The sequence below is a fragment of the Kitasatospora sp. NPDC093102 genome (genome assembly GCF_040683915.1).
Classification (GTDB): domain Bacteria; phylum Actinomycetota; class Actinomycetes; order Streptomycetales; family Streptomycetaceae; genus Kitasatospora.
Genome location: NZ_JBFBFA010000061.1, coordinates 1 through 13,798 on the forward strand (window position 1 = coordinate 1; position 13,798 = coordinate 13,798).

Annotated in this window: 9 protein-coding genes and 1 pseudogene; 7 read left to right on the forward strand and 3 right to left on the reverse strand. The window is 70.2% G+C overall.

Annotated features, from left to right (window positions below; all coding sequences use genetic code 11):
* From AB0O11_RS36220 to AB0O11_RS36250, 7 genes and pseudogenes are all read left to right on the forward strand, one after another.
* Positions 1-254, forward strand: a pseudogene (locus AB0O11_RS36220) (transposase); the annotation flags it as partial.
* Between the two features lie 49 nt (positions 255-303).
* Positions 304-1,359 (forward strand): alpha/beta hydrolase, encoded by a 1,056-nt coding sequence (locus tag AB0O11_RS36225; RefSeq protein WP_363395849.1) that lies wholly within the window; start codon positions 304-306, stop codon positions 1,357-1,359.
* A gap of 583 nt (positions 1,360-1,942) precedes the next feature.
* Complete coding sequence (locus AB0O11_RS36230) at positions 1,943-3,616, forward strand: NAD-dependent malic enzyme (RefSeq protein ID WP_363395852.1); 1,674 nt, start codon at positions 1,943-1,945, stop codon at positions 3,614-3,616.
* Positions 3,613-5,094 (forward strand): class II fumarate hydratase, encoded by a 1,482-nt coding sequence (fumC, locus tag AB0O11_RS36235; protein ID WP_363395855.1) that lies wholly within the window; start codon positions 3,613-3,615, stop codon positions 5,092-5,094. The genes AB0O11_RS36230 and fumC overlap by 4 nt, the downstream gene beginning before the upstream one ends.
* A 506-nt stretch (positions 5,095-5,600) precedes the next feature.
* Positions 5,601-6,830, forward strand: a complete 1,230-nt coding sequence (locus tag AB0O11_RS36240) for a C40 family peptidase (RefSeq protein WP_363395858.1) — start codon at positions 5,601-5,603, stop codon at positions 6,828-6,830.
* 138 nt (positions 6,831-6,968) lie between these two features.
* Complete coding sequence (locus tag AB0O11_RS36245; RefSeq protein WP_363395861.1) at positions 6,969-7,382, forward strand: VOC family protein; 414 nt, start codon at positions 6,969-6,971, stop codon at positions 7,380-7,382.
* Positions 7,383-7,559: 177 nt separating this feature from the next.
* Entirely contained in the window at positions 7,560-9,935 is a 2,376-nt protein-coding gene (locus tag AB0O11_RS36250) for an excinuclease ABC subunit UvrA (RefSeq protein ID WP_363395864.1), read from the forward strand.
* A 41-nt stretch (positions 9,936-9,976) separates the two neighbouring features.
* Here AB0O11_RS36250 and AB0O11_RS36255 read toward each other — a convergent pair whose 3' ends face one another.
* From AB0O11_RS36255 to AB0O11_RS36265, 3 genes are all read right to left on the reverse strand, one after another.
* A complete protein-coding gene (locus AB0O11_RS36255; protein ID WP_363395867.1) occupies positions 9,977-10,486 on the reverse strand; it encodes a GNAT family N-acetyltransferase in 510 nt (169 codons plus the stop codon).
* An 83-nt stretch (positions 10,487-10,569) separates the two neighbouring features.
* Positions 10,570-12,438, reverse strand: a complete 1,869-nt coding sequence (locus AB0O11_RS36260; RefSeq protein ID WP_363395870.1) for an endonuclease/exonuclease/phosphatase family protein — start codon at positions 12,436-12,438, stop codon at positions 10,570-10,572.
* Positions 12,439-12,665: 227 nt separating this feature from the next.
* A complete protein-coding gene (locus AB0O11_RS36265) occupies positions 12,666-13,622 on the reverse strand; it encodes a Gfo/Idh/MocA family oxidoreductase (RefSeq protein WP_363395873.1) in 957 nt (318 codons plus the stop codon).
* Between the last annotated feature and the right edge of the window lie 176 nt (positions 13,623-13,798).

Below are 13,798 nucleotides of genomic sequence, written 5' to 3' on the forward strand. Positions count from 1 at the left end.
CCCAGCTCCGCCTCGCCCGGTGTCTTGCCGAAGACCTCCGCCGTCCCTGGGAGAAACCCCTCACCCCCGACCTGCTCACCCCGGGCCGGGTCCGCTGCGGCTATCACCGGATCCGGCGACTCATCGGCACTCCGGCCAGGACGCCGAAAGCCGCCCGTCCCGGACCCGGCCGTCCCCAGGGCCGCACCTCCACCCCCGCACCCCGCCATCCCGTCGGCAAGAACCAGCAGAAAAAGGACAACCCCTCGGCCTGAATGCCGAGGGGCAACCTTTAAATTCAAGCTCAGGCGAGGAGGTTCATCGATGGAAATGCCCGAGCGAATCACACACAGCCGTCGTAAATTCCTCGGCGCCGCTGCCGCGACTGCCGTGGCGGCCCAACTCGGTATGACCGGTGACACGCAAGCGCAGTCCGACACGGGAAGGCCCGCGGCGTCTCCCGCCGCTGATCCGGGGGCCGGCGGATTCCTCGGCCCGGTGAAGCAGATCAATGCCGGCGACCTGAGCGTGGGATACGTCGAGGCCGGACCTGCGAACGGACGGCCGGTCGTACTCCTGCACGGCTGGCCCTACGACATCCACAGCTACGTCGCGGTCACGCCCCTGCTCGCGGCGAAGGGGTACAGGGTGGTCGTCCCCTATCTGCGCGGCCATGGCACCACGCGGTTCCTTTTGAGCGAAACACCGAGAAAGGCCCAACAGTCGGCGTTTGCTCTCGACCTCATCGCCCTGATGGACGCCCTCAGGATCGACAGGGCCGTCCTCGCCGGATATGACTGGGGATCACGGACGGCCGACATCGTAGCGGCCCTCTGGCCGGAGCGTTGCAAGGCGCTGATCTCCACGTCCGGGTATCTGATCGTCAACGTCGAGGCCAACAAGATGCCGACGCCACCGCAGAGTGAATGGGCGTGGTGGTATCAGTACTACTTCGCCACCGACAGGGGCGTGCTCGGCCTCGAGAAGTACCGGCGCGACCTGGCCAGGCTCGTGTGGAAATTCAACTCCCCGACCTGGAACTTCGACGAGGCGACCTTCGACCGCACGGCCACCGCGTTCGACAACCCGGACTACGTCAAAATCGTGATCGACAACTACCGCTGGCGACTCGGCCTGGCCAAGGGTGAGCCCCGGTACGACGCCCTCGAAGAACGCCTCGCCACAGCCCCTGTCATCAAGGTGCCGACGATCACCATTGACGGTGCGCACGATCCGTTCACTCCTCCGGGAAATGGATCGGCTTATCGCAAGAAGTTCGCCGGAAAATACGCGCACAAGACCCTGGAGGCAGGGCACAACGTTCCCCAGGAGGCTCCGAACGCCTTCGCGGCGGCCGTCGTCGAAGTCGATGGCTTCTGACCGCGCTGCTGAACTCCGGAGAGTTGCATGATGGCCCGCTCCACGACGGGAAGCGGTATCCACGCGAGCACGCGCCCCCGGCGTACGCCCTCACCGTGATCGGCTGCACCACGACCAGGGACATCGCCCTGGCTGAAGTCGCTGCCCGCTCGGCTGGTGGTTAGCCTGAAGACAGAGTGGCGGATGGGGCGCCGCGGCAAAATCGGCGGCGTCTCGCGACGCGGCGCTCCTGCGAGCGGTCGAGCAACCGGCGCCGCGCCGTCCTGACAAACCTTCACACTGCTGAACCCGTGCTGCGCCGGGCCGTGAGCAGGTGGCCGCGTCTGCGCGTGCCGGCCGACCGAGCTCGCGCTTCGGGCTCACCGACGGCGATTGCCGGACACGGCGGTTCCGGACCGTCGGCCGACAGCGACGGCAACGCCGGCTGTCGGGCGACGCCCGGAACCGGACATCTGCTTGATGGCCCGAGGGATTCATCCCCGCCACGACGGATCGACGTGCGAGCGGCACGGCACGGGAGCGTTCATGCCCCCTCAGTCATCCCGGTCGGAGATGAGACGGCATTCGCATGGAGGAGGATCTCATGACCGAGAGCCACGCGCGGACCCCCGCCGTCCCCAGCGTCCTGGCGGATCCGCTGCGCAACCGCGGCGTCGCCTTCACCCAGGAGGAGCGGGAGGCCCTCGGCCTCACCGGACGGCTGCCTTCCGGAGTGCTCGCGTTCGAGCGGCAGGCTCAACGTGCCTACCGGCAGTTGCAGGGCCAGGGGAGCGACCTGGCCAAGAATGTCTACCTGGAACAGCTGCACGACCGCAACGAAACCCTCTACTTCAAACTCCTCACCGAGCACCTCGAAGAGCTGCTGCCGATCGTCTACGACCCCGTCGTGGGCGAGGCGATCGAGAAGTACTCCCACGAGTACCGGCGCCCGCGCGGCATCTTCCTGTCCATCGACCGGCCCGACGACATGCAGCGGGCCTTCGCCACGCTCCAACTCGGGCCGGAGGACGTCGACCTGATCGTGTGCACCGACGCGGAGGAAATCCTGGGCATCGGTGACTGGGGCGTGGGAGGCATCCAGATCTCGGTCGGCAAGCTCGCGGTGTACACGGCGGCCGCCGGCATCGACCCGCGCCGCGTCGTTCCCGTGTCGCTGGATGTCGGCACGGACCGGACGTCGCTGCTGGAGGACCCGCTGTACCTGGGCAACCGGCACCCCCGTGTCCGCGGCGCCGACTACGACGCGTTCATCGAGAAGTACCTGGAGACGGCATCGTCCACGTTCCCCGACGCGCTCCTGCACTTCGAGGACTTCGGTCCCAGCAACGCACGGCGGATCCTGGAGCAGTACGGCGGCCGCTACCGGATCTTCAACGACGACATGCAGGGCACCGGAGCCATCACGCTGGCCGCAGCGCTGTCCGCGGTCAAGGTCACCGGTGTGCGGATGCAGGACCAGAAGCTGGTCGTCTTCGGCGCCGGGACCGCCGGGGTGGGCATCGCGGACCAGCTGCGCGACGCGATGGTCCGCGACGGCGCGGATCCGGAGCGGGCCACCGCCCAGGTGTGGCTGATCGACAGGCAAGGGCTGCTCACCCGGGACATGACCGGCCTGCGCGACTTCCAGCAGACCTACGCGCGCGATCCGGCCGAGGTCGCGGACTGGGGGCGGCACGACGGCGCGATCCCGCTCCTGGAAACGGTTCGGCGGGTCAACCCGACGATCCTGCTGGGCACTTCCACCGTGCACGGTGCGTTCACACGCGAGGTCGTCGAGGCCATGTCCGAGGGTACCGAGCGGCCGGTCATCCTCCCGATCTCCAACCCCACCTCCCGGATCGAGGCCATGCCCGCCGACGTCATCGCCTGGTCCGGGGGCAAGGCGCTCGTCGCGACCGGCATCCCCGTCCCGACCGTGGAACACGACGGTGTGACCTACCGGATCGGGCAGGCCAACAACGCGCTGCTCTACCCGGGACTCGGCCTGGGCACGATCGTCTCCGGCGCGTCCCGGGTGACCGCGGCCATGCTGCTCGCGGCCGCACAGGCTGTCGCGGACCAGGTCGACCCGTCGGGGCCGGGCGCCTCCCTGCTGCCTCCCGTGAAGAACCTCCGGGAGTCCTCGGCGATCACCGCGACCGCGGTGGTCCAGGCTGCGCTCGACGACGGCGTGGCCACCCGCAAGCCGACCGACGCCGGAAAGGCCGTCCGGGAGGCCATGTGGCAGCCGGTCTACCCCGACGGAGCGACGTCATGACCACGGAGCACCACGGCGTGGACCGGACCGGGTCGGCCGGTCGGGACGAGGCCCCGAAGATCCTCGACATCCCCATCGGACTGCACGCGACCGGGACCCGGCGGGAGACCGACTCCATGGGCGCCGTCGACGTCCCCGCGGACCGCTACTGGGGCGCCCAGACGCAGCGGTCCCTGATCCACTTCTCCATCGGGGACGACCGGATGCCCAAAGCGGTCTACCACGCCTACGGCTACGTCAAGAAGGCGGCCGCCCGCGTCAACGGGCACGCCGGGCGGCTGCCGGCCTGGAAGGCCGACCTGATCCAGCGGGTGGCCGACGAGGTCATCGCGGGCAAACTGGACGATCACTTCCCGCTGTACGTGTGGCAGACAGGGTCCGGCACGCAGTCCAACATGAACACCAACGAGGTGATCAGCAACCGTGCCATCCAACTCCTCGGCGGAGAGCTGGGCAGCAAGGTCCCGATCCACCCCAACGACCACGTCAACCTGGGGCAGTCCTCCAACGACACCTTCCCCACCGCCATGCACATCGCCGCGGTCAAGGAGATCCACGAGCACCTGCTGCCCAGCGTGCAGGCGCTGCAACAGGCCATCGAGACCAAGGCACAGCAGTGGCACGACGTGGTGAAGATCGGCCGCACCCACCTGGAGGACGCCGTTCCCCTCACCGTGGGGCAGGAGTGGTCCGGCTACGCCCGCCAGCTGCAACAAGCCATCGGCCGGGTCACCAGGTCCGCCGAGGGCCTGAACGAACTCGCCATGGGCGGCACCGCGGTCGGGACCGGGCTGAACGCCCCACCCGGATTCGGCGAGCAGGTCGCCGCCGAGATCGCCACCGCGACCGGCTACCCGTTCATCACCGCGCAGAACAAATTCGCCGCCCAGGGCGGCCTGGACGCCATGGTCGGCGCCTCCGCCGGGCTGCGGGCCTTGGCCGTACCGCTGATGAAGATCGCCAACGACATCCGCTGGCTGTCCTCCGGACCCCGCTGCGGCCTCGACGAACTCGTCCTCCCGGCGAACGAGCCGGGCTCCTCGATCATGCCCGGCAAGGTCAACCCGACCCAGTGCGAGGCGATGGTCATGGTCTGCATCCAGGTGCTGTCCGAGGACACGGCCATCGCCTTCGCCGGCTCCCAGGGCAACTTCGAACTGAACGCCATGCGCCCGGTCATCATCAGCAACTTCCTGCACGCGGCGACCATCCTCGCCGACGCCTGCACCAAGATGCGCGAGTTCTGCATCGAGGGCACCCGGCTCAACCGGGAGCAGATCGACAGCTACGTCGACCGGTCACTCATGCTGGTCACCGCCCTCTCGCCGGTGATCGGCTACGACAGGGCCTCGGCGATCGCCCACAAGGCCAACGACGAGGACAGCACCCTGCGCGAGGCTGCACTGGCCTCCGGCTACATCAGCGCCGAGGAGTTCGACCGCATCGTCCGCCCCGCCGCCATGGTCGGTCGGGCCTAGGGACGGCTCCGGCCGAAGTCGGCGGGTCGCCTCGTACGGGTCCGATCCGCCGAACGCCGTCTCCGGGCCGCGCGGCTCGCCGCTGTTCGGGAAGCGCCGGGTGGCGCCTGCGCCGGGGTCCGTCGCGCCCGCCGAACGGGTGCTGATCGTTTTCACCGCACTCCTCAACTCCGGCGTCACCACGGCCGGGTGGCTGCTGTGGAGGGTGTGGTCGGGCAGCGGTGGCCGGGCTCCCCGCACCGCACGCCGGACGGCACCTGATCGGCGACGGGGCGCGCCGACATCCGGTTGACCCGCGGTGCGCGTACGCCGCGGTCGGGCCGCATCCGGGGCGGATCGGCAGGGGCTTCGACGGCGCGACCGCTCCGGCAGCTCCCTGGCGGAATGCCGGAAAGTTGCCGGTTGCCGTGCCGCTGACCAGCAAACCGGCAGGTAGCGGGGCCACAGGAGGTATGTGGGGCACAACCATTGACCCGGAGTCAGCGACTCCGGAAAGATCCGCGACCATGACTACGCGCGTAACCCTCCTGTCACGGTGGCTGATCGCCCCGCTGCGGTGGGCGGCCCTGCTGTCGCTGCTGGTGTCGGTCGGAGTGTTCTTCGCCGGCGCCGGGGCGGCCCAGGCGGCGCCCGCCTGCGGGGTCCTCTCCACCGGTGCGGCGCCGCAGGCGACCGCAGCCGTCCGTTCCGCCTGCGGGCTGATCGGCACCCCGTACTCGTGGGGCGGCGGCCACGGCTCGCAGCCCGGCCCGACGTACGGCCTCTGCGACCCCTCCAACGGCGCCCCCGACGACTGCAACGTCCGCGGCCTGGACTGCTCCGGCATGGTCCGCTACGCCTACTACCTGGCGGTCGGCGAGGACGTCATCAACGGCACCACCCGGACCCAGTGGCCGACCTCCCGGGCGGTCGCCCGGTACTACCGGGCGGACGGAACCGCACCGCTGCTCCCCGGCGACCTGGTGTACTTCGGCAACACCGCCTCCACCATCCACCACGTCGCGATGTACCTCGGACAGGGCTGGATCGCCGAGGCCCCCTACTCCGGCGGCTACGTCCAGGTGGCGGCGCTCTCCTCGCACGGCGACTACTACGGCGCCATCCGGCTGTACGGCGCCGGCGGCGGGTCCACGACGCCGCCGCCCACCACGCCGCCGTCGAACAACGGCCAGTACTGGGTGGACACCAACGCCAACGCGCCGGTGTACGGCTCCCCGACGTCCACCACGAGCACGGGCACGCTGTACCAGGGCACGAACTACGTCTTCTGCAAGGCCTGGGGCCGCGAGGTCTCCAACGGCAGCGCCTACAACCACTGGTGGCTGAAGACCGACCCGGACGTGGGCCCCGGCGGGCAGTGGGTGTCCGCGTACTACCTCTCCCGGTGGGGCAACGACGTGGCCAAGGACAACAACAGCACGACCATCCCCACCTGCGCCGGCGGCGGCACCCCGCCCGCCACCGGGAAGTACTGGGTGGACACCTTCGCCAACGCGAGCGTCTACGCCTCGCCGACCTCCACCAACGCCACCGGGACGCTGTACCAGGGGACCAACTACGTCTTCTGCAAGGCCTGGGGCCGCGAGGTGTCGAACGGCAGCAGCTACAACCACTGGTGGCTGAAGACGGACGCGGACGGCGGCCCGGCCGGCCAGTGGGTGTCCGCGTTCTACCTGTCGCGATGGGGCAACGACACGGCCAAGGACAACAACGGCACGACCATCCCCGACTGCTAGCAAGCAGCCCGACCGTGCTGGTCCCGACCACCGCCGAGGCGGCCGCGACCAGCACGGTCGCGTTCTCCCGGGGCGCCCGCGCGGACCGATCAGGATTCGAGAAGCGCCCGGCCCCGGTGCGCGCCTAGCGTTGCAGTCATGAGCGACATCACCATTCACTGGACCTTCCTCCCGCACACCGACCCCGAGGCCTCCCTGGCCTTCTACCGCGACCTGCTCGGCTTCGAGGTGCGCAACGACGTCGGCGGCGGCCCGATGCGCTGGATCACCGTCGGCCCCGTCGGCCAGCCCGACGTCTCCCTGGTGCTGGAGCCGGCCTCCGCCGACCCGGGCCGCACCGAGGAGGAGCAGCGGACCATCACCGCGATGATGGCCAAGGGCACCTACGCCCGGCTCGTCCTGGGCACCCGCGACCTCGACGGCGTCTACGACCGGCTGAAGTCCGGCGGCGCCGAGCTGGTCCAGGAGCCGACCCGGCAGCCGTACGGCATCCGCGACTGCGCGTTCCGCGACCCGGCGGGCAACACGGTCCGCTTCAACGAGGTGGGCTGAGCCCACGGGCACCGGGGCCCGCCCCGCCCGCCGTCGGCCGTACCCGACACCCGTTCGATCCCGGCCGGATCGATGGTTGGATCGAAGGGTTCGAGCACACCGACGGCGGCCGCGGGGCGGGCCTGCCCGGCCCCGCCCACCCCGAAGACCGCCGAGAGCCAGGGAGCGAAGAGAACGATGCCCAAGCGGACGGACACACAGCCGCACGTCGCCGACAGCCACGACCTGATCCGCGTGCACGGCGCACGCGAGAACAACCTCAAGGACGTCAGCGTCGACATCCCCAAGCGCCGGCTGACGGTGTTCACCGGGGTGTCCGGCTCGGGCAAGAGCTCGCTGGTCTTCGACACCGTCGCCGCCGAGTCCCAGCGGCTGATCAACGAGACCTACAGCGCCTTCGTCCAGGGCTTCATGCCCACCCTGGCCCGCCCCGAGGTGGACGTCCTCGAAGGCCTGACCACCGCGATCATCGTCGACCAGCAGCGGATGGGCGCCGACCCGCGTTCCACCGTCGGCACCGCCACCGACGCCAACGCGATGCTGCGCATCCTGTTCAGCCGCCTCGGCACCCCGCACATCGGCTCCCCCAAGGCCTTCTCCTTCAACGTCCCGTCGATCAGCGGCGCCGGCGCCGTCACCGTCGAGCGCGGCGGCAGGACGGTCAAGGAGCGGCGCAGCTTCAGCATCACCGGCGGGATGTGCCCGCGCTGCGAGGGCCGCGGCGCCGTCTCGGACATCGACCTCACCCAGCTGTTCGACGACAGCAAGTCGATCTCCGAGGGAGCGATCACCATCCCCGGCTGGAAGACCGACAGCTGGTGGACGGTCGGCGTCTACGCCAACTCGGGCTTCCTCGACCCGGACAAGCCGATCCGCAGGTACACCGAGAAGGAGATGCAGGACTTCCTGTACCGGGAGCCGACCAAGGTCAAGGTCAAGGGTGTCAACCTCACCTACGAGGGCCTGATCCCCAAGATCCAGAAGTCCATGCTGTCCAAGGACAAGGACGCGCTGCAGCCGCACATCCGGGCCTTCGTGGAGCGGGCCGTGACCTTCACCACCTGCCCCGACTGCGAGGGCACCCGGCTCAGCGAGGCGGCCCGCTCCTCCAGGATCGCGGGGATCAGCATCGCCGACGCCTGCGCGATGCAGATCAGCGACCTCGCCGCCTGGGCCCGCGACCTCGACGAGCCCTCGGTGGCGCCGCTGCTCGGCACGCTCCGGCAGGCCCTCGACTCCTTCGTGGAGATCGGCCTCGGCTACCTCTCGCTCGACCGCCCCTCCGGCACCCTCTCCGGCGGCGAGGCTCAGCGGGTCAAGATGATCCGCCACCTCGGTTCCTCGCTCACCGACACCACCTACGTCTTCGACGAGCCCACCACCGGCCTGCACCCGCACGACATCGACCGGATGAACCGGCTGCTGCTGCGCCTGCGGGACAAGGGCAACACGGTACTGGTGGTGGAGCACAAGCCGCAGACCATCGCGATCGCCGACCACGTGGTCGACCTCGGCCCCGGGGCCGGTACGGCGGGCGGCGCGGTCTGCTACGAGGGCGACGTCGAGGGGCTGCGCACCAGCGGCACGGTGACCGGCCGCCACCTGTCCGACCGGACGGCGCTGCGCGAGGCCGTACGGAAGCCGGCCGGCGCCCTGGAGATCCGCGGCGCGAGCACCCACAACCTGCGGGACGTGGACGTGGACGTCCCGCTCGGGGTGCTCACGGTGGTGACGGGGGTGGCGGGGTCCGGCAAGAGTTCGCTGATCCACGGCTCGATCCCCCGCGAGGAAGGTGTGGTCTCCGTCGACCAGGGTGCGATCAAGGGCTCCCGGCGCAGCAACCCGGCCACCTACACCGGGCTGCTCGACCCGATCCGCAAGGCCTTCGCCAAGGCCAACGACGTGAAGCCGGCCCTGTTCAGCGCCAACTCCGAGGGCGCCTGCCCGACCTGCAACGGCGCCGGGGTGGTCTACACCGACCTGGCGATGATGGCCGGGGTGGCCACCACCTGCGAGGACTGCGAGGGCAAGCGGTACCAGCCGGCGGTGCTGGAGTACCACCTGGGCGGGCGGGACATCGCCGAGGTGCTGGCGATGTCGGTGACCGAGGCGGAGGAGTTCTTCGGCTCCGGCGAGGCGAAGCTCCCGGCCGCGCACCGCATCCTGGAGCGGCTCGCCGACGTCGGCCTCGGCTACCTCAGCCTCGGCCAGCCGCTCACCACGCTCTCCGGCGGCGAGCGGCAGCGGCTCAAGCTGGCCACCCACATGGCGGACAAGGGCGGCGTCTACGTGCTGGACGAGCCGACCACCGGTCTGCACCTGGCCGACGTCGAGCAGCTGCTCGGACTGCTGGACCGGCTGGTCGAGTCCGGCAAGTCGGTCATCGTGATCGAGCACCACCCGGCGGTGATGGCGCACGCCGACTGGATCATCGACCTCGGCCCGGGGGCCGGCCACGACGGCGGCCGGGTGGTCTTCGAGGGCACCCCGGCCGAGCTGGTCGCCGCCCGGTCCACGCTGACCGGCGAGGCGCTGGCCCAGTACCTGGGCTGAGCCGTACCTGGGCTGAGCCGCGGGCCCTCCCGCCGGGCCGGTCAGTCCAGCGGGAGGGCCATCTCCAGGATCCGCGCCGAGGCGTCCAGCACGTACGGCGTCGTCTCCCCCGTGAAGGCGAACCCGCGCCGCTGGTAGAAGGCGGCGGCGCGGGGGTTCGCCTCGTGCACTCCGAGCAGTATCCGCCCGGCGCCCCGGACCCGTGCCCAGGCGAGCACCGCGTCCAGCAGGGCGTCGGCGACTCCGCGCCCGCGGCCGCGGTGCGCCGGGTCCACCCAGACGCCGATCAGGTCGAGCGCGCCGGCTTGCGCCCGGTTCGGGGTGGACAGCATGGTGCCGACCCACTCCCCCGCGGCGTCCACGGCCACCAGGCCGAGCCGGTCCGGCTCGTTGACCCAGCCGCACCGGGCCCGCCACTCGCCCTCGCCGTGGCGGCTCGCGCGCTCGTGGGTCTCGCCGAAGGCCAGGGGCGTGTCGAGGAGTTGGGCCAGCCGCACCTTCCGCAGGCGCTGCCAGTCGGCGCGCCCGATCCGTTCGATCCGGTACTCCATCGCCATCGACTCCCCCGTCACACGACGCTGCCTCCGCCGCCGGTGATCACCGGCGGCGGAGGCAGGATAGCCGTGAACCGGAACTACGGCTTGATGCGGACCACCTGCGGGTCGTGGTCGCTGGCCTGCTGGGCGAACTCGGCGTTGATGTGCACCACGTCGTACTTGGCGTAACCGACCTCGGGGCTGACCAGGATGTGGTCCAGCACCTGCGAGTTGCCCTGGTAGACGTAGGAGTACTGCTCGGTCTCCGGCAGCTCGTTCACCAGGTCGCGCAGCACGCCGTCCTTGGTGAGCGCGGCGAGCGCGGGCGAGAACTGGTAGTCGTTGAAGTCACCGAGGGAGACGACCTTGGCCTCCTTGTCGGCGGCCAGCAGCTTGGCGACGAAGGCCTGCTCGACGGTGGCCTGCTTGATCCGCTGCACCTCGGAGCTGCGGGTCGGCTGCTGGAACCGGCTGTCGATGCCCTGGTCGCCACCCTTGCTGTTGAAGTGGTTGGCGATCACGAAGACCTTCTTGCCCCGGAAGGAGAACTGACCGACCAGCGGCTTGCGGCTGTTGGTCCAGGCCTCGTCGGTGGGCTCGATCCGGCCGGGCGAGGCGGTCAGCGCGGTGTTCGCACCGGTGCCGCTCACGCCGACGGCGGTGGTGGCGTCGCCGCCGGGGATGTCGGTGAAGGACACCCGCTGCGGGTTGAACAGGAAGACCTGGCGGATGTTGCCGCCGGGCTCGCCGCCGTCCTTGCCGTCCTGCGGGTCGACCGAGCGCCAGTCGTAGGCCGGGCCGCCGGCCGCCTTGATCGCGGCGATGAACTTGGCGACGGTCTGGCTCGCGTCCACCGTGCCGTCGTTCTTGGCGCCGTTGTTGTCCTGGATCTCCTCCAGGGCGACGATGTCGGGCGAGCGCAGGTTGGTGACGACGCCCTGGGCCAGCTCGGCGAACTTGGCGTCCGGGTTGCCCGGGGCCAGGTTCTCCACGTTGTAGGTGGCGAGGGTGAGTTCGCGGTCGCCCGCCTGGGCGGTGACCTCGCGCTGGAGGTGGTTGTCCTTCAGCGTGCCCACGGTGCCGGCGACCAGGGTGTAGCCGCCGAAGTTGTTGTAGTCCAGCGGGCCGGTGGTGGTGCCGGTCAGCTCGTCGCCGACGTTGGCCACCGGGAACGGCTGCTGGGAGACCGGGGCCTGCTGCTGGATCATCAGGCGGCCGACGTTGGGCTCGCGGTAGGACTCGTACAGCACGCCGCCGCGCTTGCTGCGCTGGTCCTGACGGTCGGCGGCGACCCACAGCTCGTTGTACTTGTCGGTCGCCTGGATCACCCGGACGTCCTTGACCTGGACGAGCATGCCCTCCAGGGACTCGTAGAAGTCCAGGGTGTACTTCTCCGGGTCGAGCTTCACGCCGTCGATGGAGCCGTCCGCGCCGGCCGGCGGGGCGTAGGTGCCGGGGATGTTGCGGGTGTCCACGACCACCGGGGCGGGCAGCGGGTTGCCGGCCGACAGGACGGTGATGCCCGGGGCGGTGATCTCGGTGACGGACTGCGAGCCGCCGCTGAAGTTCGGGTAGTACTCGGTGACCTTGCCGCTCACCAGCACCGAGTCGCCGACCTTCACGGTCGGGTTGCCGCCGGTGTAGACGAAGATGCCCTCGCTGGTGGCCGGGTCGGCGTCGGGGTTCGGGTCCTGGAGCCAGAAGCCCTTGGAGCTGCCGTACGCGCGCACGCCGGTGACGATGCCGGGCACACCGGTGACGGGCTTGCCTGCCTGCGGGGATATCCGGGTGCTGCCCTGGATGTCGTGGATCCGCAGCGGGCCGGCCTCGGTCGGGGCGGCGGTGGCGGGCGCGGCGGCGTTCGCCACCGGCAGCGGTACGAGCACCAGCGAGGCGGCCAGCGTGGCCGGGATCAGGGCGGCGCGCAGCAGGGCTCTGCGGGGGCGGGGTGCGGGGGCGGTGGTCACCGGGGCAGTACTCCTAGCTCCGTCGTGCGGCACTGGCGTGGCACGGCGGTCCGGGCGGAGGCGCGCGTCGGACGCGCGCGCTACTCGCGTAGGGAGAAAGCGGAGGACGGACACCCGCCCCCCGCGGCGCCCCTCAAGATACGCGCGTAGAAAATGCCCCGACAAGACCCCGACGGTGAACTGTCGGTTCCCTGGAGATGACTTGACCCCCGGTCAGTCCGAGCTTTTCACAGCCCGCTTCCAGCGGACTCCCAGGAAGTCTCGATCCGCTCCACGATCAGCTCGCACAGCTCGTGGGTGCGCAGCGCGTCGTGGGCGTCCAGGGTCCTGCCGGTGCGGACGGCGTCGAGGAAGGCGAGGACGGCCTGCTCGATGCCGCGCTGGCGGGCGACGGGAACCCAGTCGCCGCGGCGGCGGACGGTGGGCTGGCCGCGGTGGTCGATGACCTCGGCGAGGTTGTGGACCTCGCGCTTGGAGTCGCCGCCGGAGACCTCCAGCACCTCCTCGGTCGAGCCGGAGACCCGGTTCATGATGCCCAGCGCGGTGAAGCCCTCGCCGGCCAGGGTGAGCACCACGTGCTCCACCAGACCGTCGCGCACCCGCGAGCGGACGTCGACGTGCTCGATCTCCTCCGGGGCCAGGAACCGGAGCACATCCACCACGTGGATGAAGTCGTCGAAGATCATCGCCCTCGGCGCCTCGGGAAGGCCTTCGCGGTTCTTCTGCAGCACGATCAGGTCCCGAGGGCGCTCCCTGGCCTGAACGTAGCCGGGCGCATGACGCCGGTTGAAGCCGACCATGAGCGAACGGCCCGTACGGTCGGCCAGGTCGACCAGCTTGCGCGAGCCGTCCAGGGTGTAGTCCAGCGGCTTGTCCACGTACACATCGATGCCTGCTGTCAGCAACTGCTCCACGATCGGCACGTGCTGGCCGGTCGCGGCATGAACGAACGCCGCCCGGATCCCACTCCCGATCAGCTCCCCGAGATCGGTGAACCGGTTCTCGGCCGCGATCCGGTACCCGTCCCCGATCCGGTGCAGCTTCGCCCCGTCGCGGGTCATCAACCGCACATCCAGCCCGGGCAACCCGCTCAGAACCGGCAGATACGCCTTCTGCGCAATGTCACCGAGCCCGATGACCCCAACCGGAAGAAGGCCACTGTCAGAGACAGGGATCGAATTCATCAAATTCTCCGCACGTACGCGCCGACACCATCACCCCCACCCTATTCACCGGCCCCCGTACGCCACTCACCCACCGCCGGATCGGCCGTTCCCGGCGGTGGAGCGCATCCTGGAGGCGGCGGCCGAAGAGGCGGAAGCGAAGCCGTTCGGTGTGCGGGTGCAGCTTCCCGGTCGCG